Origin of the sequence: Pseudomonas sp. FSL W7-0098, assembly GCF_005930585.1 — a bacterium.
Taxonomy (GTDB): Bacteria; Pseudomonadota; Gammaproteobacteria; order Pseudomonadales; family Pseudomonadaceae; genus Aquipseudomonas; species Aquipseudomonas bubulae.
On the sequence record NZ_RXHW01000012.1, the window covers coordinates 87013 to 107612 of the forward strand.

The 20600-nt window shown below is 51.3% G+C and carries 18 protein-coding genes; all 18 read right to left on the reverse strand.

The window, feature by feature from the left end; all coding sequences use genetic code 11:
- Positions 1–14 precede the first annotated feature (14 nt).
- On the reverse strand, positions 15–995 hold the full coding sequence (locus FHL07_RS20335) for a UDP-glucose 4-epimerase family protein (protein ID WP_238705570.1): 981 nt from the start codon (positions 993–995) through the stop codon (positions 15–17).
- A 43-nt stretch (positions 996–1038) separates the two neighbouring features.
- Entirely contained in the window at positions 1039–2166 is a 1128-nt protein-coding gene (locus FHL07_RS20340) for a glycosyltransferase family 4 protein (protein ID WP_095025922.1), read from the reverse strand.
- A 237-nt stretch (positions 2167–2403) separates the two neighbouring features.
- Positions 2404–3489 (reverse strand): glycosyltransferase, encoded by a 1086-nt coding sequence (locus FHL07_RS20345; RefSeq protein ID WP_095025921.1) that lies wholly within the window; start codon positions 3487–3489, stop codon positions 2404–2406.
- A 1-nt stretch (position 3490) separates the two neighbouring features.
- On the reverse strand, positions 3491–4285 hold the full coding sequence (locus tag FHL07_RS20350) for a glycosyltransferase family 2 protein (RefSeq protein ID WP_095025920.1): 795 nt from the start codon (positions 4283–4285) through the stop codon (positions 3491–3493).
- 13 nt (positions 4286–4298) lie between these two features.
- Positions 4299–5516: an oligosaccharide flippase family protein gene (locus tag FHL07_RS20355; RefSeq protein ID WP_095025919.1), complete on the reverse strand. Its 1218-nt coding sequence runs from the start codon at positions 5514–5516 to the stop codon at positions 4299–4301.
- A 13-nt stretch (positions 5517–5529) separates the two neighbouring features.
- Positions 5530–6762 carry a hypothetical protein gene (locus FHL07_RS20360; protein WP_138738852.1) on the reverse strand — a complete coding sequence of 411 codons (1233 nt, stop codon included), beginning with the start codon at positions 6760–6762 and terminating at the stop codon, positions 5530–5532.
- Positions 6763–6887: 125 nt separating this feature from the next.
- Entirely contained in the window at positions 6888–7436 is a 549-nt protein-coding gene (gene rfbC / locus FHL07_RS20365; RefSeq protein WP_095038552.1) for a dTDP-4-dehydrorhamnose 3,5-epimerase, read from the reverse strand.
- Positions 7433–8326 (reverse strand): glucose-1-phosphate thymidylyltransferase RfbA, encoded by an 894-nt coding sequence (rfbA, locus tag FHL07_RS20370; protein WP_095019024.1) that lies wholly within the window; start codon positions 8324–8326, stop codon positions 7433–7435. Before rfbA ends, rfbC begins: the two co-directional genes overlap by 4 nt.
- A 165-nt stretch (positions 8327–8491) precedes the next feature.
- Positions 8492–9019: a transcription/translation regulatory transformer protein RfaH gene (rfaH, locus tag FHL07_RS20375; protein WP_095031748.1), complete on the reverse strand. Its 528-nt coding sequence runs from the start codon at positions 9017–9019 to the stop codon at positions 8492–8494.
- Positions 9020–9893: 874 nt separating this feature from the next.
- The gene (locus tag FHL07_RS20380; protein WP_178084398.1) at positions 9894–11255 is read right to left on the reverse strand and encodes a Wzz/FepE/Etk N-terminal domain-containing protein; all 1362 of its coding nucleotides are present in this window, start codon (positions 11253–11255) and stop codon (positions 9894–9896) included.
- Positions 11256–11574: 319 nt separating this feature from the next.
- Positions 11575–11838: a lipopolysaccharide assembly protein LapA domain-containing protein gene (locus tag FHL07_RS20385; protein ID WP_095031747.1), complete on the reverse strand. Its 264-nt coding sequence runs from the start codon at positions 11836–11838 to the stop codon at positions 11575–11577.
- Positions 11839–11861: 23 nt separating this feature from the next.
- Positions 11862–12158, reverse strand: a complete 297-nt coding sequence (gene ihfB, locus FHL07_RS20390) for an integration host factor subunit beta (protein ID WP_003447108.1) — start codon at positions 12156–12158, stop codon at positions 11862–11864.
- A gap of 329 nt (positions 12159–12487) precedes the next feature.
- Positions 12488–14182: a 30S ribosomal protein S1 gene (rpsA, locus tag FHL07_RS20395; RefSeq protein ID WP_016780248.1), complete on the reverse strand. Its 1695-nt coding sequence runs from the start codon at positions 14180–14182 to the stop codon at positions 12488–12490.
- A gap of 123 nt (positions 14183–14305) precedes the next feature.
- A complete protein-coding gene (gene cmk, locus FHL07_RS20400) occupies positions 14306–14992 on the reverse strand; it encodes a (d)CMP kinase (protein WP_138738868.1) in 687 nt (228 codons plus the stop codon).
- Complete coding sequence (locus tag FHL07_RS20405; protein WP_095002825.1) at positions 14992–17223, reverse strand: bifunctional prephenate dehydrogenase/3-phosphoshikimate 1-carboxyvinyltransferase; 2232 nt, start codon at positions 17221–17223, stop codon at positions 14992–14994. Before FHL07_RS20405 ends, cmk begins: the two co-directional genes overlap by 1 nt.
- 4 nt (positions 17224–17227) lie before the next feature.
- Positions 17228–18340: a histidinol-phosphate transaminase gene (hisC, locus tag FHL07_RS20410; protein WP_138738853.1), complete on the reverse strand. Its 1113-nt coding sequence runs from the start codon at positions 18338–18340 to the stop codon at positions 17228–17230.
- Positions 18341–18351: 11 nt separating this feature from the next.
- A complete protein-coding gene (pheA, locus tag FHL07_RS20415; protein ID WP_016780245.1) occupies positions 18352–19446 on the reverse strand; it encodes a prephenate dehydratase in 1095 nt (364 codons plus the stop codon).
- Positions 19446–20531: a 3-phosphoserine/phosphohydroxythreonine transaminase gene (serC, locus tag FHL07_RS20420; RefSeq protein WP_095002826.1), complete on the reverse strand. Its 1086-nt coding sequence runs from the start codon at positions 20529–20531 to the stop codon at positions 19446–19448. Before serC ends, pheA begins: the two co-directional genes overlap by 1 nt.
- Positions 20532–20600 lie beyond the last annotated feature (69 nt).

Genomic DNA, 20600 nt, shown 5'->3' on the forward strand with positions numbered 1-20600 from the left:
ATTCATTAATCCACTCACGCCTTTTTGAAAGCTTCTGCGGTTTTGCGCAAGGAATCCTCAACCGACATGGGTGGGGACCAGCCTAATAAATCTTGTGTTTTTTTAATATCTACTTGTAATGAACCACATAAGCGCTGGGCTACCCCTCGGCGTCCCAAAACGGATGCACACGTCAATAAAACAGCTGCAGGCACAGGCACTAAACGTGCCCTCCGTGACAATGCAATTCCCATACGCTTAAGCAATTGGGTCGTTGACATATCTTCGCCGTCACTGACCAGAAATGTTTGATTAACAGCAGCCGGATGGTTAAGGCATGTGACAATCAGATCTACCAAATTATCCAATGCAACCAGGCTGCGCTGATTTCGAACGCCACCCAATGGCAAAGGCAAGCCTTTATTCAGCCATCGCATCATGCTGTGGAAGTTTGCTTTTACACCGGGACCATACACCAGGACCGGACGTATTATAACAACGTCAAGATTTGAGGCAGCCGCGAGGAGCTTCAGTTGCTCCTCCGCCTCCATCTTGGACACCCCATAAGGATCTAATGGGGCTGGAAGATCATCAGGCGTGTATGGTTTGCCCGGAGCTGTCGCTTCACCGTTAACCTTGATTGAGCTGATAAAAATGAATCGCTTAACGCCAGCCAACACCGCTTGATTGGCCAACTCCAAAGTGGCCTGCACGTTAATCTTTCGGTATGCCGTCAAAGGATCGCTGGAACCATCATCCATTACGTGTACGCGCGCAGCGCAGTGAACAATCGCATCAACCCCAGCTAGTGATAAAGCGCGTGATGAAAGATTGTCCAGATCAGCATAAAGCGGTTCCACATTTGGGCTGGAAAACGCATGCTCACTGCGTAACATTGCCAAAACGGCAGCCCCTTCGCGGGAGGCTAACCGGTCCACAAGTGCAGAACCTAAAAAGCCACTGGCACCAGTAACGAGTATTTTATTACAGGCATTGAGTTGATCTTTACCCATCATGAACACACCTAAGGTATTTGAATATTTTTTAGAACTTCAAAGATCAACTCAAAAACCCATAGATTTTATCATTAACGCTGTTTACATCAAAATCGCGCATAGCCATTTCGCGACTTTCAACGCCCATCGTTACAATCAATTTTCTGTCGATCATGAACTTTTCCATTTTCTCATATAAATCCAATGTGGACCACGGGGTGGTCAAGAATCCGTTGACACCATCAACCACGGTATCACGACACCCCGGCACATCGGAGGTAATGACAGCGCGACCGATCGCCATCGCCTCCTGGGTACTCCTGGGTACTCCCTCTCTGTAAGAAGGGAGCACAAAAACGCTTGATGTATGCAGCCATTCGATAACATTATTTACATGCCCAGGGTAGGTTATCAACCCACTTTTTATCGCATGGTCGAGGGCATCCTCGGTGAGAGCTCCCGGGTTGGCAATGTCTATCCCGCCCAGTACAAGAAAGCGCGAGTCTTTATATTTTTCCCTGACAAGCTCAGCAGCCTTAACAAATTCATGTATCCCTTTTTCCGCTAACAAACGTCCGACAAAAACAAATACAACCGGTGTTTGGGGCGGTTCCGAATACTGATAACTGGTTAAATCAAGGCCAATCCCGCCAATAATATCGACGTTTTTTACGTTAATACCATACGCATCGACAAGGTCCTTCTTGTCATCGCCGTTCAACAAAATCAAACGCTCCAGAAATGGCATTGAGATTTTATACAAGATAACCTGAACATTTTTCAGTATTTTCGTTTTCAATTTCACTGCGTGAGGTTGTTCGGTAAAAGCATAGCCCAAACCTTCCAGCATACCGATCCGTCTTTTGACCCCAGCTAATTTAGCTGCCAGGGTTCCAAAAATGACAGGTTTGGAAAAGTAGCAAAAAACCAGATCAGGTTTGATTGAACGGAGAGTTCTAGATAGCTTTATGGTGTCTGATATATCTTTGAAAGGATTGAGGCCCGAGCGGCTCAATGTATAATCCACAGGCACTGCACCCAGCTTCTTGACTTCTGCCTTGCTAGCGTCATCATAATCAAGTGCAAACGCATAAACGGTAATGTCTTTACCCACTAAATATTTAATCAAGTCTCTGCGAAAACCTGTTACGCAGGAGGCGACAGTGCCTACAAGAGCAATACTGTTAATCATACCATTTGCCAAATATTAGAATCAGCCAGCGTCATCGAATATACCCTTATCTTTTAAAACCTGTGGCTCACTGACCAGAAAGTCATGAACAGCCAAAATAAATAATTCAACACACATTAACCAGACAACAAATACAACTTATACTTTTACTCATCATCTTTATCGCTAGCACTCTTCAACGCTGCGATCTTTATGTTTGAACCTGACGACTATCGCACTCAATGAACACCCTTTTTATTACGTGTATACACCCGCCCAGATTTCTACAATCTTATGAATCGAGTAATGATCAATAATTCTTGATCTTGCCGAACTTGTCATTCGGTTTTTCTCACTCGGAGCTAAATCCAAAGCAGCACACATGGATTGCGCCAGACGCTGTGAGTCTTTTGCAGGCACAAGGAAACCCAATCCACCCACCACCTCTTTGACCCCCCCGCAATCGGTAGCGACAACAAGTTTCTCCGTGGCCATGGACTCAGCAACCACCAAGCCAAATCCTTCCCATGCGGAGGAAAGCACATAGAGGTCTGCAGCGTTATAAATTTTATCGACGTCAGATCTAACGCCTAAAAACTTGACAGCATGATCCAGTCCCAAAGAGCCGGAAAGATCCGCCAAGAACTGGTTTTGCGGGCCATCCCCTACAATCCACAACTTTGCTTTTGGGCGACTTTCAGAAAGAATGCTAAAGGCATGCAACAGGTTTTGATAGTCTTTGGCTTCAACTAACCGACCTACTGCAAGAATCAGCTCGTCCTGCTCGTCAAGACCTTCGGAACTTCTCAGTGCTGCCCGTGCGACTGGATCGGGTTTAAAACGCTCGGTATCAACCCCATTGGGTATCGCTAACATCTCGCCTACTGGGCACGCTTTTTTTTGCTCGAATACCCTCACCGCTTCGTGTGTGACATTTGTTGTCACATCAGCCAATGAATGTGTTAGCCGGTAAGCCAGCATTTTTACTTTGCCACCTTCATTCGTACTGTGTGCGGTATTGACAAGTTTTTTTATTGAGCAGAAAGGCCGAATAATCCGTGAGACCAAGTTAGCATGCACCATATTGGCGTGCACCACATCAGGAGCAAAATCTTTGATTAACCCTCTTAGCTTAAATAGGCCGCCGATGACTCCAGAAATACTTTTTTCAAAATCCAAGGCAATAAGTTCAATGTCACTGCTCTGGGGGCGCAATAAAGCCGAGCCGGTGAGATAGCAAATCTTCACTTCATGGCCCTGCCGATGAAATCGTTCAGCCAGATCAAGAACCTGTCGTTCTGCCCCACCAACTCCCAGCCCAGTGATGATATATAAAATTTTCATGTCACATTACACGCCTGTTTTTGAAGTTAAACAGAACACATTGTACATAGCGGATCGTACACTTCAATTTCCTGACCAGGTTGGTTTCACGACCTATTTGCTCTTTGTAGAAAGACCCAAAGCCCTTTGGGTTTCGCTGCAGGTTTCGATAAAAATTGGCCGAGTAGCCATCTGCCAAATATTCACACAGATAGATGAATTTATGATGAAAATACAGAATCTTTCCATCGTCAGAAATTCTGTTCCAGATCAACAGTTCAGGCACGAACTTCTCACCTTCAAACCTCGGGAATGGATGTTTGAGCAAGACGCTTCTCTTGAACACATAAGCCAAGTCGCCACCGTATAAGGGGCCAGCCACGACAGGTAGCATGATTGCAGAATCATCGGCAACATCAGTAATGACATTACCAATCAAGCGCCCGTCAAGATCGGCTCTTCGGTAACAGTAACCCACGATATCCTGGGCACTATGGGCACTTAAGTCATTTAAAAAAACCTCGATCGCATCCGGTGAGAGGGCATCGTCACTGTCCACCAGCAATATCCAATCATGCCCTTCTGCCAATACTCCAGTATTGATAGCAATATGCTTTCCGGCATTTTCCTGCCGCAAGACCTTAATCGGGAAACTCGACTCTTTTTGAAAACCAGCTAACAAGTCAAGGGTGTTATCAGTGCTACCATCGTCAACAACCACCCACTCGAAAGACTCGTTGGTCTGCCGCGCTAGGCTTTCATACAACCGACTCAGGGTATAGGCACGGTTATAAGTTGCTGTCAGTACAGTAATCATAAAACCCGCCCTTCTATTTTATTTTGAATGCCAGCACGATCAACGTGATTGAAAACAGAATCTCTGCCAGCACCAGACCATAAACTATACCTGCCAAATCATACTCATACGACAAGACCGCCGCTAAACACAAAGACAGCATCGAGAAAAGCATCAAGCACATGCTCAATACTTTATCTTTACCCAGGGGCATGAAGATGGTGAGACCAATAGACTGGTTCATCATACGAAACGGGATGATAAACACAAACACCTGCAGGATCGAGGCCGCCTCTTCGAAGCCAGACCCGAGCATCAGATGGATTAAAAACTCACCCGCCCAGGCAATAATTGCCGCGCCTACGATCCCCGCTGCGAACAGAAAAGCGATAATCACACTCGACAGCTTCAAGTTTATTTCTGATGTCTGTAACAGCCGCCGACTCAAATAGGGGTACAAACCTATGAGGACCGGCCCCACCAATCCCACAGAGGCTTTTATTATTTTTTCGGCGGGAACGAATTTGGCCACGGATGCCTGGCCACACATAGCGCCTACCAAAGCCGGGCCAGCACTCAGCATGATGTTATTGGAACTTTTATATATAAATCCATGAAAACCGTTTTTAATTTGTTCCATGCCGGCCTTGAAGTCGATTGAAAAGGAACCGACCACCCTATGGGCCAGGTAAAGGCCAATGACTGTATTCAACAGTGCAAACGAGGACATAATCATAAGCGCAAAACCGGCTTTTGCAGAGTGCGCCAACACCAGATACAGCACCCCCAAACCTATAAACCTGAGTACCAACTCGAATACCACTACAAAGGTGATTTTCTCCAACCCCTGGAACAACCAGATATTACTGAAGCTGAACGCGAGGAAATATAAATACCCCCACACAACTGCTTCAAAACCGATACTCAGATCCGCCAATGAAAGTACCAGTACTGACAAGCCAATCATCGAGCCTGACAACAGAACCTTGGCCGACGTCACGCCATTGTAAATCTTTGAAAGCTGCGATTTATTGTCAATGCCGCAAACGGCAACCTGCCTTGCGCCGCTAAGCGAGAACCCATACTCGACGATTAAAGAACATAACAATGCCGTTGTCTGAATGAGCAGGACCTGACCATATTGATCCACCCCAAGCGACTTCGCCAGAATAGGGATCTCAAGGATGGGTATTAAATAGCTGACCAATTGAGCTATAAACAGCAAACTCACATTTTTGAATTGCACTCTCATTGTAGACACCGAACTATGACTGTGGGCCCTGCTCGCCGACCAAAAACTGATGCGACAACACGGATAGCGCGGACGTCATGATCATCCAGATCCCCCACTCGGACAGTTCTGTACTGAAAGGATGCAGCATCAACAACAGCGCAAATCCCAAAGAACCGCCGAACGCAGCGACAGAGTAGATGAAGACCTGTTTTTCTTTGTACTGGTACTTCGCATAACGCCACAGCCTTGATATAAAGATCAATAACGGTGTAAACACAAGGATCAGCAAACCTATCAATCCCAATGCACCCATGTCTCCGCCAGACGTAAGAAATGCGTTATGTACAACCATCGGCTCGCCATCCACTTGCGTAGTCGTGGATCCGAAGCCACAGCCAAACGGCATGCAGGATTCAAATTGATTTAGGCCGTCTGCCAGCATTCTAGAACGAATAGGATCACCTGCGGCGAGTCTGTCCACCACCAAGGGACTGTCATTCATATTCATAAAATCATAGCCGCTGCTGTACAGTATCAACCCCGTTGTCACTGCTATCAAACCGAGAAAGCACAGTAGCAGAGTCACTTGTGGCCTAACGTGCACACTCAACAGGAATATCAAAATCAACTCGAACAGGAAAACTATGAAGCCTGTGCGACTGGAGTCCATCACCAGCACATACAGCGCCGCCATCAGGACCAGAAGGCTAACTACTTTATTTTTCGCATCGAACAGCATGCCAATGATCACGAACCCGGCAAAAAAAGCACAGGTTTTCCATAAAACCCCGGGGTATGCAAACTGACTGCCCTGCCTTCCATCGCCCAGCTCAATATACAAGCCCACCAAAAAGTACTTAGCAAAGAAAAAACAGCAGAAACCTACGCAGATAGAGATCGCGCTGATCGAAAAGTAACTGCTTTGCTCAAGACGTTGTGAGTGTGTGTAAATGCATACAAACACCAGTCCGATGCACATCACCTTAAGGGCCTGATAGAAAGTCTGAACGTCGAGATTAACTAAGGCTGACAACCCAAAGGCGAAAAACAGCAACAAGAATCCGAGCATATAAATACCTAGCTCTCGAGACACCTTGAGGTTCAGCCTCTCCGGGGCAGCTAAAAACCCAACCAGCACAACGACACCCCAGAGCGCCCAATATCCTGTTGGCGATATTAGACTGCGCAAATCACCCAAGACGACCAACAGGCATGCACTCAGTATCACACCATAAGAAACTGCATTGCTTTTGACACTTTCCACTCACACCCACCTGCTCACTCGTGATTTAATAGTGTTTATCCTCCAAGTCACACAGTAAGCGATCCGCCATTTGCATTAACTTCTTGAAAATCTTATACCCTGCATACCAAAACCATCATCACTTTTTACGGCCGTAGCACAGGGGCGTGCTGGTCTTTCTCATTAATTATATAATCCCTCACATCCGGCCACTCTATTGCAAGATCTTCATCACACCAGAGCACACTCCGTTCCGATGTCTGATCGTAAAAATTGGTGGTTTTATAGCTGAACTTTGTATGGTCTTCCAACGCAAGAAAGCCATGTGCAAAACCCGCAGGTATCCACAACATTTTTTTATTATCCGCACTGAGTTCCAATCCAAACCATTGACCAAAAGTCGGCGACTGCACACGAATATCGACCGCCACATCAAAAACAGCACCCTGGGTTACGCAGACCAATTTCCCTTGTGCAAAAGGCTCGATTTGATAATGCAATCCACGTAGCACGCCCTTTCTGGAGCAAGACTGATTGTCTTGTACAAAGGGATCAGGAATCGGCAGCCCCAATTGCTGCAAGCCGTCTTCAAACTTGCGAGCATTGAAACTTTCCATGAACCAGCCGCGTTCATCTTCGTAAACGTCCGGCTCGATTATCACTACGCCAGGCAATGTTGATGGCATAAATTTCATGCACCGCTCCCCTCAGATAACAGCTTGCCCAGGTATTGTCCGTAACCGGTTTTTTTAAATCTTTCGGCCTGCTCAGCCAACACCTGAGAGGTTATCCAGCCATTGTTGAATGCAATTTCTTCCAGGCAAGCAACCTTCAATCCCTGGCGCTTCTCAATGGTATGGACAAAATGACTCGCCTCCAGCAGTGATTCATGGGTCCCAGTGTCAAGCCAGGCAAACCCGCGCCCCAATATTTCAACGCTCAGTTCTTTCTGTTCTAGATATGCCTGGTTGACATCGGTAATCTCAAGCTCGCCCCTTGCCGAAGGTTTGATCTTCTTCGCTATCTCAACAATCTGGTTGTCGTAGAAATACAGCCCGGTCACAGCATAGTTCGATTTGGGTTTAGGCGGTTTCTCCTCGATGCTAAGCGCCTGGCCAGAGCTGTCAAACTCCACGACGCCAAAACGCTCAGGGTCACTGACGTGATAACCAAAAACTGTAGCACCTACCGTCTTTGACATTGCTGAGCGCAAGTTGTCCGAGAAGTGCTGTCCATAGAAAATATTGTCACCCAGAATCAGGCAGACCGGATCTTGACCAATAAAGGCCTCACCAATAATAAAGGCTTGTGCCAGTCCGTCGGGACTAGGTTGTTCGGCATAACTGAGCTCAATACCATAATGACTGCCATTACCTAGCAATTTTTCAAAACTTGGCAGATCTTCCGGAGTAGAAATAATCAGAATTTCCTGTATCCCCGCCAGCATCAAAACAGACAGCGGGTAAAAGATCATCGGCTTGTCGTAGATCGGCAGCATCTGTTTAGAGACTCCCAGCGTGAGCGGATGCAGGCGCGTACCTGAGCCACCAGCAAGAATGATGCCTTTACGCTTGATCGAGATCATGTTTCAAGCACTTCCTTAATTATTCGAATGCACCACTCGCAGCGCTGGCCGGTGATGAGATAAATTTGAGTTTTAAAAAAGTACGCTACCGCCCCAGGATTCTTCGTCGATTTCCTGAGAACGGTTGTAAGACTATTGATAGCCCCGGCTTCAGTCTGCGTTTATTCAACGATTGGCGATACTCGCCAAAGGCAAGCTGATCTGTTGCTGACGATTCATCAAGTTAATAAGCAGGATGACCCGCTCTTCGCCGTCCATTGTCATGAAAATGGACTCAATACCTGCGAAACCTTGATCAAGGATGGTGACTTTATCGCCAGGGCTAAATTTGGCGATAATATGAGTACTCGCGCGACTCTGCAGCTGCATAATCAGCTCGTGATCGACTGCCAGCGGCCGACCACCAAAGGCCACCACGCGAGCTACGCCACGGGTGGAACGTAGAGGAGCCCAGTTGGCACCTTCAGGCATATGTATAAACAAGTAGCCAGGAAACAGCGATTCCTCAGCGTAGTGCATCTGGCCACGCAGGGTTCGCTCACGCCTGCATGTGGGCCGTGAACACCCATAACCCTGGCGTATAAGGTTTTCTTCTGCACGCTCGTCCTGTCTGGGCTTGCATTGCACCAGATACCACTCGCCGGTTGTGGCCACTGTCGATTCCTGAGCTGCTGCGGTGCTGATCATGGGCATGGATAATTCATTTAGTAAGTTCTTCCGTGTTTTACCATCGTACAGTGCATGTGCCAATAACAGGGTGGCCTTCAGCTCGCCGGGATGACTGCCTCAACGAATCTGTTTTGAGTTTGATACAGGTTTGACAATTTCACTGCCACCACCCGTTCCGCCACTATTTCGCCATACCCCAAGCATATATCTCGGCCCAATGCTTCATACCTGAAACAAAGCCGAGCAAACCATGCTGATCGGCATGGGAAAATTGCCACCCAAGGTGCTGATGCCTGCGCGAATGATACAGCGCTTGCCCTCCAATTCAACATAACCGCTTGGGTGGCCGTACTTTTGTATCTGGTCTGCGTCTGCAGAGTGTCATTCTTGACTTATGCAGAACCACTGATGAGCAGGCATCTCGGTGATGTGCTGCTTCAGCCGTCTCAGACAAGGATCAATGTGTGCCGACTCTCTGCTCAATTCCAGGCGCAATTAGCCTTAAAGCACCAACGCCAATAATTTCGGCGAGGGAGCATCACTGCACACAATCGGATCCTTGAGACCTGCCGCCAAAAAATTATGGAATGCATCCGACATGATCAGCTTGGACATGGGTAAGCATCAGCACTTTGATACCGGCAAGTACAAAGTTTTCGCGGATGCAATGCACCGATGACACCGCTGACAGTGCGCTCACTGCCCTGAAACAGACCGCCGTCGATTAACAGATTACTCAGGGTGCCCATCTGCAACTGATGGTGCGAACCCATGACGCCGTTGCCGGCGCCATGTTGAAACATGAGCTGATAAGGTACAGGTTGCTCTCAGTACAGCTCCATGAAGAAGCAATTAATCCATCAACTAGTGGCTAGTAATGTGTCAGCCCAGCCCCCTATCAGCGCAGATCCTTTTGTAAAAGGTTACCAGCACCCGTCGTTTCAGTCGGATCTCTTCGGCTTTGCACCGAGAGAGGCTGGTGAAGCCCGTCACGACGCTGAGCTACAAAGTACTTGGCGATAACGATCAAGATGCCAAACAGAGCGCCCAGCACCAACCCCAACAAGGTAATCAAGGCTTTTTTTGGCTTGATTGGAGCCACGGGTTCCAGAGCCTTGCGGTCAATGGATACCAGCTTCAAATTAGTAAAATCGAGATTGCTAACCCCACCCAAACGGACAATTTCTGCACGCAGTGGCTCGACACCACTTAAAAAGAGGTCTTCATTTTGACGCAGCTTAAGAACTTCGACTTCACGGTTGCTTTGCAACAACAACAGTTCACGAGCGATCTGGGCGATACGGTTTTCGGTAAAATCGTCGTTACTACGATTCTTCAAAGCAGCACGCTCTGCCTCTAGCGCCTCTACACCAAGAAAGTACAAGGGGATCTGTTGATTGTTTATTTCGGTGCGCATAAGACTGGAATCAGCCGGTCGCGCAGAATCGCCCAAAGCGGAGGGGGTTGTAGGCTTTTGTATACCCAGCGCCTTGGCAATGCCAATGGCCTCACTCAACTGGGCCATACGATCCATGCGTCCAGTCTTGAGCTGTTGACGCAAAGCCTTGAGTTCGTCCTGCAATTGCGCGCGCTTGAGATTATCCGTCTCGAGCAAGGTAGCAATCCGCGCCTGCTTTTCGGTCTCATAGTTGGAGCGAGCAGCGTCGATCTTACCCTTGAGCTCGGTTAAACGATTATTGACGATAACCTTCAGATCGGCGGAAATTTGATCACGCTCAGCTGTAATGGCGTGATCCACAAATCCGTTAAGAATTTGCACACCGTCCACACCCTTGGGGTAGTTCAGCTCCAAGCCTATGGAAACATTAAGCGAATCAGCTTTTGTTGGATCAGGCAGAATCAGCTTAAGCGAGTCACGATTAAAATCTTCAAAACTCTGCTCCAAGGTCCGGCCCGGACGCTTGAATTGGCTGAACAGAGCCTGATTAGCTTTGAAAAAGCTCAGGCGCGTCTCATAGGACTCAAGTGATGAACCGACTTTTAACAAAGCTTCTTTAGGCGGCAAGGTGTAAACACCCGAACGATTGAGGGCATCCAGTTCGTTGATCGCGGCAGGCCGCAAGATGCTGCTCACCTGGTACTCAGGCGTCACGAAATAGGCATAACCCAATGCTGCAATGCCACAAAGCGCGCTCGTTGCAATGATGATGGATTTTTTGTTCCAGACCGCCTGAAATAAAGTGAAAAGGTCCACTTCAAACGACGGATTTCCAGCGGGGATACGGGATTTGCTATTCACAACCGGGGCCTGCCTTCTAAAAGAAACTGCGGGCTCGTTATGCAGGAATTCTTACATACGCTTAACTGGCTTTTATTGTTTTAATCATCAGGCTTGAGCATCAATGCGCACCTGATAAAGCATAAAAATCACTGGCAATCGAGAGCAGCCCGCATTGTGCCAGCATTCCAGAACATTTCAATATAAGAGTGGCACAATGATGTTATTTCCGGCTCAACGGAATGTTTGAGGCTTAAACCATTCTTTAAATACCAACTATCCAAACATTCCTTTCCCTGCCTAATGCGCCATCCATGGTGCAAATGGGATCCAGACGCGCCTAAATTGCTGGCTTGGCTTGCACCATCAGCTCGAGCTTCAGCTTGCGGGCTTTGCGACTGTAGGCTAGCCAACCCAGAACAGGGCCGATAGCCATACCTAGCAGCAGTGCGCAGATAATCAACAACGACCCAGGTAATTCGGGTATGCGCCAGCCCAAAAACACCAATGCTACAGGCTGTTGATTTTCCAGGATAAAAATAAGCACCCCAAAAATGACAATCAGCCCAAATACCACTGACGCAGCACGCTTAAAGGTACGCATCGGCAACTCCTGTTCCCTGAAGGTTAAATGTCGTCTTCCTCATCCTCGTTCACCCGGTCTCGCAGCTCTTTGCCCGGTTTGAAATGAGGCACAAATTTTCCATCCAGGCTGACCGACTGGCCTGTCTTGGGGTTGCGGCCTACACGAGGGGCGCGGTAATGCAGGGAGAAGCTGCCAAAACCACGGATTTCAATACGATCCCCGGTCGCGAGGCATTGAGACATTTGTTCAAGCATGGTCTTGATGGCCAACTCCACATCCTTGGATGAGAGTAGCCCTTGATGGGTGACAATTCGTTCGATCAACTCCGACTTCGTCATATTTTTCCCTTCTTTTTCAAGCAGCTAGATCAGCGCTCCCAAGGTTTTAGCATGATCGAATGAATTTGAACAGCCCAGGGATTGACTTATCTTTACAACCCGCATAAGCACTGTAAAAAATTGATTCCACCACCCACCATCATAGCCATCAGGCCCAAACAGCCCATGATCGATCACAGGCCGCACAACGACAGCACTCACCCTGCCCCACAGCCAGCTCCCTGACGTGCAGCAAACCGACCTACACAAGATCTTGCCAAGCACCATCACAAATCGCAGGCACAAAAAAGGGCGACCTAAGTCGCCCTTTTTCTATGGTCAATCAGAACTTAGTTCTGTTTTTCCATTTGTGCACGCAGCAGGTCGCCCAAAGTGGTCGGACCAGCAGCAATGTCAGAGGTAGCTGGCTTGTCACGCAGGCTCTGGATTGCTTCTTTCTCTTCAGCATCATCTTTCGACTTGATGGAGAGTTGGATTACGCGGCTCTTGCGATCAACGCTGATGATCTTGGCTTCTACTTCTTCGCCTTCTTTCAGAACGTTGCGCGCGTCTTCAACGCGGTCACGGCTGATTTCGGAGGCTTTCAGAGTCGCTTCGATATCGTTGGCCAGAGTGATGATGGCGCCTTTAGCGTCAACTTCTTTCACGATGCCCTTAACGATTGCGCCTTTGTCGTTCTCTTGTACGTACTCGGAGAACGGATCGCTTTCCAGCTGCTTGATACCCAGGGAGATGCGCTCGCGCTCTGGATCAACAGACAGGATAACGGTGTCCAGCTCGTCGCCCTTCTTGAAACGACGTACGGCTTCTTCGCCAACTTCGTTCCAGGAGATGTCGGACAGGTGAACCAGGCCGTCGATGCCGCCGTCCAGACCAATGAAGATACCGAAATCGGTGATCGACTTGATGGTGCCGGAGATTTTATCGCCCTTGTTGAACTGGCCAGAGAAATCTTCCCATGGGTTAGATTTGCACTGCTTGATGCCCAGGGAGATACGACGACGCTCTTCGTCGATGTCCAGAACCATAACTTCCACTTCGTCGCCGACTTGTACGACTTTCGAAGGGTGGATGTTTTTGTTGGTCCAGTCCATTTCCGAAACGTGTACCAGACCTTCAACGCCTTCTTCCAGCTCTGCGAAGCAGCCGTAGTCAGTCAGGTTGGTTACACGAGCGGTAACGCGAGTGCTTTCTGGGTAACGGGCTTTGATAGCAACCCATGGATCTTCGCCCAGTTGCTTCAGGCCCAGGGAAACACGATTGCGTTCGCGATCATATTTCAGAACCTTGACATCGATCTCGTCGCCAACGTTGACGATTTCGGAAGGATGCTTGATACGCTTCCAAGCCATGTCAGTGATGTGCAGCAGGCCATCAACGCCACCCAGATCGACGAATGCGCCGTAATCGGTGAGGTTTTTGACGATACCTTTAACTTGCTGACCTTCTTGCAGCGATTCCAGCAGAGCTTCACGCTCGGCGGAGTTCTCTGCTTCCAGCACGCTGCGACGCGAAACAACTACGTTGTTGCGCTTCTGGTCCAGCTTGATGACCTTGAATTCCAGCTCTTTGCCTTCCAGGTGCGTAGTATCGCGCACTGGACGAACGTCAACCAGAGAACCTGGCAGGAACGCACGGATGCCGTTAACGTCGACAGTGAAGCCGCCTTTAACCTTACCGTTGATAACGCCCTTGACCACTTCTTCTGCTGCGAAGGCTGCTTCCAGAACGATCCAGCATTCAGCGCGCTTGGCTTTTTCACGGGACAGTTTGGTTTCGCCAAAGCCGTCTTCGACCGCGTCCAGCGCAACGTGAACTTCATCACCGATGTTGATGTTCAGTTCGCCAGCGTCGTTGTGGAACTGCTCCAGCGGGATGAGGCCTTCCGACTTCAAACCAGCGTGAACGGTAACCCAACCAGCTTGGTAATCGATATCAACGATGATAGCGGTGATGATCGAGCCAGCCTGAAGATTCAGGGTTTTTAGGCTTTCTTCAAAGAGTTCTGCAAAGCTTTCGCTCATTTTAATTCCTGTTGTTCAAGGGCGAAGGAATACGCCCATCAGCCACATTCCAGACAATGTGGGTTACGTTCATATAAAAGAAGGCATGCAGGACTATTTCTGGTCTCCTGCACGCTTTCTTGGTCATCCAGCGATATCGCGAAGTGCGATTTCGCTCATGATGCGTTCCAGCACCTGCTCGATGGACAACTCCGTGGAGTCCAGCTGTATGGCATCAGCCGCCGGCTTGAGCGGGGCTATTGCACGCTGCATGTCACGCTCGTCGCGGGCACGAATCTCATCTAGCAGACCCGAGAGACTAACATCATCGCCCTTGGCCTTCAACTGCAAGTAACGGCGGCGGGCCCGTTCCTCAGCGCTAGCGGTCAGAAAAACCTTCAATGGCGCGTCAGGAAAGACCACGGTACCCATGTCCCGACCATCTGCAACCAGCCCCGGGAACTCAAGGAAAGCACGCTGACGCTGCAGCAACGCATCGCGAACAGCCGGCAAAGCCGCGACTTTCGAGGCTCCGGCCGCTACGGTCTCACTGCGGATGGCGTGAGTCACGTCATCACCTTCCAGAATGATCCGCGCCGGCTTACCGTCCGTCGCGCCGATGAACTGCACATCAAGATGCGCAGCCAGTTTTTCCAGCAACGCCTCGTTATCCAGGGCCACACCATGGTTACCTGCGGCAAACGCCAGCAGGCGGTACAGAGCACCGGAGTCGAGCAAATTCCACCCCAGGCGCTTGGCCAGGATGCCAGCAACCGTGCCTTTACCTGAACCGCTTGGGCCGTCGATGGTGATAACCGGTGCCGAAACCATCACGAGTTTGCCTCTTGAGCAACACGCATGCCCACTTGCTTGCACAGAGCAAGGAAGTTGGGGAAAGAAGTCGCCACGTTGGCGCAATCATGGATACGGATGGGTGCGGTTGCGCGCAACGAAGCCACACTGAAGGCCATTGCGATACGGTGATCGCCATGACCATGAACCTCACCACCGCCAATAGTGCCACCATCAATGATGATGCCATCCGGTGTCGGCTCGCACTTCACGCCCAGGGTCAGCAAGCCATCTGCCATTACCTGGATCCGGTCGGACTCCTTGACCCGCAGCTCTTCAGCACCCCGAAGGATCGTACGACCCTCAGCCACGGCCGCGGCCACAAAGAGTACCGGGAACTCGTCAATCGCCAGCGGCACCAGCTCTTCCGGAATCTCGATACCCTTGAGTTTAGCAGCCCGCACGCGCAGGTCCGCCACTGGCTCACCGCCCACTTCGCGTTGATTTTCCAGGGTGATATCCGCCCCCATCAGACGCAAGATGTCGATAACGCCGGTACGGGTCGGATTGATGCCCACATGCTCAAGCAGCAGATCCGAGCCTTCTGCGATCGAAGCGGCGACCAGGAAGAACGCCGACGAGGAAATATCCCCCGGCACTTCGATATGGGTCGCCGTCAGCTTGTGGCCCGACTCAACCGAAGCAGTAGGACCATTAACAGTTACCGGGTATCCGAAGCCTTGCAGCATGCGCTCGGTATGGTCACGAGTCGGTGCAGGCTCGGTTACCGAGGTCTTACCTTCTGCATACAGGCCCGCCAGCAACAGGCAGGATTTAACCTGGGCACTGGCCATCGGCAAGGTGTAATCCATGCCCTTGAGCGCATGACCACCACGAATGGTCATCGGCGGGCGACCTTCGGCAGCGGTCTCAATCACGGCACCCATTTCACGCAATGGATTGGCCACACGGTTCATCGGGCGCTTGGTCAGGGACGCATCGCCGGTCAGGGTGGTGTCGAAGCTCTGTGCTGCCAGCAGGCCGGACAACAGGCGCATCGAAGTACCCGAGTTGCCCAGGTAGATCGGGCCAGGTGGCGCTTTCAGACCGTGCAGGCCAACGCCATGAATGGTCACGCGACCATGATGCGGGCCCTCAATCACCACGCCCATGTCACGGAACGCCTGCAGCGTCGCCAGGGCATCTTCACCCTCAAGGAAACCTTCCACTTCGGTCGTACCTTCAGCCAGCGAGCCGAGCATGATCGAGCGGTGGGAAATGGATTTGTCGCCTGGTACGCGAATTCGGCCAGTTACTTGACCACCAGGATTTGCCAAAAAAATCAGATCGTTGGAATTCATAGCGTCCACATATGCCCGGCGGGCCAGGATTTTACTGAAATGCTCGCGGGCAACCCGGGCGCGAGTGAAAACGCCCAGCAATTGATGCCCATCCCCTGCATCGACCGCGTCGCGCAAAGCGTCGAGATCACTGCGAAATGTATCCAATGTGCGCAGCACTGCCTCGCGATTAGCGAGAAAAATGTCATGCCACATTACCGGGTCGCTGCCGGCGATTCTTGTGAAATCACGGAAGCCACCCGCTGCGTAACGGAAGATGTCCAGATTCTCGTTGCGCTTGGCAAGAGAGTCCACCAGCCCGAAAGCCAGCAAATGAGGTAAATGGCTGGTTGCAGCCAGTACCTCGTCATGTCGCTCGACCTGCATATGCTCGACGTCTGCCCCCAGGGCGCGCCACATCGCATCAACCAGAGCCAGCGCATCGGCATCGGTCTGAGCCACAGGCGTCAAAATCACCTTGTGCCTCTCAAACAGACTGGCATTCGAAGCTTCTACACCACTCTGTTCAGACCCGGCAATCGGATGGCCAGGTACAAAGCGCGCAGGCATGCCACCAAAGGCTTGTGCCGCTGCCCGCACAACATTGCCTTTGGCACTGCCCACATCGGTAAGCACCGCGTTACCCAGATCCATGCCCGCCAGAAGGCCGAGCATTTTTTCCATGGCCAGAATCGGCACGGCCAACTGAATCACATCTGCGCCCACGCAAGCAGCGGCCAGATTTGCTTCACAGCGATCGACCACTCCCAGCTCAACGGCCAGAACACAGGATTCGGGATCGAGATCAACACCGACCACTTCGTCGCACAGACCGCTCTCACGCATGCCCTTGGCGAAAGACCCGCCAATCAGACCCAACCCGACAACGACCAGCCGCCCTATTACAGGCCTTACAGATTGCACAGACATTACATCAACCACGAGCAAGAACCTTGGACAGCGCTTCAAGCAGGCGAGTGTTTTCCGCCGGCAAACCAATAGTGATACGCAGATGGTCAGGCATTCCGTAGTTGGCCACCGGACGCACTATGACACCTTCACGCAACAGCCCCTGATAGACGGGAGCCGCTACCTGACCGAGATCCAGCGCGATAAAATTGCCGCGCGACGGGATCCAGCCCAGGCCCAACTCACGAAAACCGTCCTGTAACTGCTGCATGCCGGCCTCGTTCAGGCGGCGGCTTTGCTCCAGGTAATCGCTGTCTTTAAGCGCCGCGCAAGCCGCAGCCAGCGCCAGACTGTTGACGTTGAATGGCTGGCGAACGCGGTTCAGCACATCGGCCACCACCGCCGTTGACAACCCATAACCCACCCGCAACGCGGCCAGGCCATAGGCCTTGGAGAACGTGCGGGAAACCAGCAGGTTGGGATACCCCGACAAAAACTCCAGACCATCGGGCAGATCACCGCCCTCTGCGTACTCGATATAAGCTTCGTCCAGCACCACAAGCACGTGTTCGGGCACGTCCTGCAAAAACTCGTTCAGCGCATCGACGCCAAACCAGGTACCGGTCGGGTTGTTCGGGTTGGCAATAAAGACCACCCGGGTATCACTGTCGATGGCAGCCAGCATGGCAGACAGGTCATGCCCCCAGTCCTTGGCCGGCACAACGCGGGCCTGGGCACCTACCGCCTGGGTCACAATCGGATACACGGCAAATGCATGCTCACTGAACACGGCATTTAGCCCCGGCGCCAGGTAGGCACGCGCCACCAGCTCCAGAATATCGTTAGAACCGTTGCCCAATGTTACCTGGCCAAGCTGTACGCCACACTGCTCAGCCAACAGGCTTTTCAGGGCAAAGCCATTGCCATCCGGGTAGCGCGTCAATTCGGCCAGCTCGGCACGAATGGCTTCCAGCGCCTTGGGGCTCGCACCCAAAGGATTTTCGTTGCTGGCCAGCTTGACGATCGTGGCCGGATCCAGATCCAGTTCACGCGCCAGCTCATCCACAGGTTTACCCGGGACATAAGGCGAAAGTTGTTGTACGCCCGGCTGTGCCAGGGCGAGGAAATCACCGCTCATGTTTTATCGCCTCAGAGAACCGCTTTCGGGTAGGAACCCAATACTTTAAGCGCTACGGCTTCTTGACTGATCTGCTCCAGGACACTTTTGACCAAGGGGTCGCGGTGATGACCAGCAAAGTCGATGAAAAACACATAGGTCCATTTACCGCTACGCGAAGGACGCGTCTCAATACGCGTCAGATCGATCCCGTTCTCATGGAACGGCACCAGCAGCTCATGCAGGGCGCCAGGACGGTTGCTCATGGACACAATGATCGACGTCTTGTCATCGCCAGTGGGTGGCACTTCCTGACTGCCAATCATCAAGAACCGCGTGGAGTTGTCCGGGCGGTCTTCAATTTTTTCGGCCAGTCGGGTCAAGCCGTACAGGCCAGCAGCCATATCACCGGCAATGGCAGCGGAGTTCCACTCACCCTTGACCCGTTTGGCCGCTTCGGCATTGCTCGACACCGCAATACGCTCGACATTCGGGTAGTGTGCATCCAGCCATTTGCGGCACTGAGCCAGCGACTGGGCGTGGGAGTAAATGCGGCTGATACTGTCCGTTTTGGTGTTTTCGCCGACCAGCAGGTGATGGTGGATGCGCAGCTCTACTTCACCGCAGATCACCATGTCATGCTCAAGGAAGCTGTCGAGAGTGTGGTTGACTGCGCCTTCTGTGGAGTTTTCCACTGGCACCACGCCAAAATTCACTGCACCGGCAGCCACTTCGCGGAATACTTCGTCAATGGCAGCCATCGGCTTGCTGATCACGGCATGGCCAAAGTGCTTCATGGCCGCAGCCTGGGTAAAGGTACCCTCGGGGCCGAGATAAGCCACTTTCAGCGGCTGCTCCAGCGCCAGGCACGAGGACATGATTTCGCGGAACAACCGCGCCATCTCTTCGTTGCCCAACGGGCCTTTATTGCGCTCCATAACGCGCTTGAGCACCTGAGCCTCACGCTCAGGCCGGTAAAATACCGGCACTTCACCCTCAGCCAGGGAAGCCATCTTGACCCGCGCCACTTCCTGGGCACAACGCGCCCGCTCGCTGATAAGCTCCAGGACTTTTTCGTCCAGACTGTCGATACGCAGGCGCAGCGCCTTGAGTTCTTGCTCGGACATTAGCCGTGTTCCTTTTCGAACTCTGCCATGTAAGCCACCAGCGCGTTAACCGCGTTGATATCCACAGCGTTATAGATCGATGCGCGCATGCCACCAACGGAGCGGTGCCCCTTGAGGTTCAGCAGCCCGCGTGCTTCAGCGCCTGCCAGGAATGGCTTGTCGAGGCGATCGTCCGCCAGACGGAACGGGACGTTCATCCACGAGCGATCAGAAAGGTTGATCGGGTTGCTGTACAGGCCACTGGCGTCGATAAAGTCGTACAAGGTGCGTTTTTTCACTTCATTGAGCTTGCCGATTGCCTCGACACCGCCCTGCTCCTTGAGCCATTCGAATACCAGACCTGACAGGTACCAGGCCAGGGTCGGCGGCGTGTTGTACATCGAGCCGTTGTCAGCCGCGACCTTGTAATCGAGCATGGTCGGGCAGATCGAACGCGCACGACCCAGCAGATCTTCGCGAATGATATTGACCACGATGCCACTTGGGCCGATGTTTTTCTGGGCACCCGCGTAGATCATGCCAAAACGGGACACATCAACCGGGCGCGACAGAATATCCGAAGACATGTCAGCGACCAATGGCACATCGCCAGTCTCAGGGATCCAGTTGAATTCCAGACCGCCGATGGTTTCGTTTGGCGCGTAATGAACGTAGGCCGCGTCTTTCGACAGATTCCACTCATTCTGACCAGGAATCGCGAAGTAATCGTAAGGTTTGGCGGTTGCTGCCACGTTGACGTGACCGAAACGCGACGCCTCTTCAATGGCCTTCTGCGACCAGATACCGGTATCGATGTAATCCGCCTTGCCATTTTCAGGCAACAGATTCAGCGGGATCTGGGCAAACTGTTGGCTGGCACCGCCTTGCAGAAACAGGACTTTGTAGTTCGAGGGAATAGACAGCAGGTCACGCAGATCCTGCTCAGCCTTGGTCGCAATGGACACGAACTCATCGCTGCGATGGCTCATTTCCATGACCGAGAGGCCCTTGCCATGCCAGTCGAGCAACTCGGACTGGGCACGCAACAGAACAGCTTCAGGTAGCGCAGCAGGACCTGCGCAGAAGTTATAGGCTCGTTTGCTCACTTCCACTCTCACTCTGATTTGGTGGTCACGCAATAAATCAACTCTCGACACATTGTTGCTTGTAGAAGC

Coding starts and splice junctions, on each gene's coding strand:
- FHL07_RS20335 (WP_238705570.1), bottom strand. CDS start 995: ATGATGGGTAAAGATCAACTCAATGCCTGTAATAAAATACTCGTTACT.
- FHL07_RS20340 (WP_095025922.1), bottom strand. CDS start 2,166: ATGATTAACAGTATTGCTCTTGTAGGCACTGTCGCCTCCTGCGTAACA.
- FHL07_RS20345 (WP_095025921.1), bottom strand. CDS start 3,489: ATGAAAATTTTATATATCATCACTGGGCTGGGAGTTGGTGGGGCAGAA.
- FHL07_RS20350 (WP_095025920.1), bottom strand. CDS start 4,285: ATGATTACTGTACTGACAGCAACTTATAACCGTGCCTATACCCTGAGT.
- FHL07_RS20355 (WP_095025919.1), bottom strand. CDS start 5,516: ATGAGAGTGCAATTCAAAAATGTGAGTTTGCTGTTTATAGCTCAATTG.
- rfbC (WP_095038552.1), bottom strand. CDS start 7,436: ATGAAATTTATGCCATCAACATTGCCTGGCGTAGTGATAATCGAGCCG.
- rfbA (WP_095019024.1), bottom strand. CDS start 8,326: ATGATCTCGATCAAGCGTAAAGGCATCATTCTTGCTGGTGGCTCAGGT.
- rfaH (WP_095031748.1), bottom strand. CDS start 9,019: ATGCCCATGATCAGCACCGCAGCAGCTCAGGAATCGACAGTGGCCACA.
- FHL07_RS20385 (WP_095031747.1), bottom strand. CDS start 11,838: ATGCGTACCTTTAAGCGTGCTGCGTCAGTGGTATTTGGGCTGATTGTC.
- ihfB (WP_003447108.1), bottom strand. CDS start 12,158: ATGACGAAGTCGGAGTTGATCGAACGAATTGTCACCCATCAAGGGCTA.
- rpsA (WP_016780248.1), bottom strand. CDS start 14,182: ATGAGCGAAAGCTTTGCAGAACTCTTTGAAGAAAGCCTAAAAACCCTG.
- cmk (WP_138738868.1), bottom strand. CDS start 14,992: ATGGTTTCGGCACCGGTTATCACCATCGACGGCCCAAGCGGTTCAGGT.
- FHL07_RS20405 (WP_095002825.1), bottom strand. CDS start 17,223: ATGTCTGTGCAATCTGTAAGGCCTGTAATAGGGCGGCTGGTCGTTGTC.
- hisC (WP_138738853.1), bottom strand. CDS start 18,340: ATGAGCGGTGATTTCCTCGCCCTGGCACAGCCGGGCGTACAACAACTT.
- pheA (WP_016780245.1), bottom strand. CDS start 19,446: ATGTCCGAGCAAGAACTCAAGGCGCTGCGCCTGCGTATCGACAGTCTG.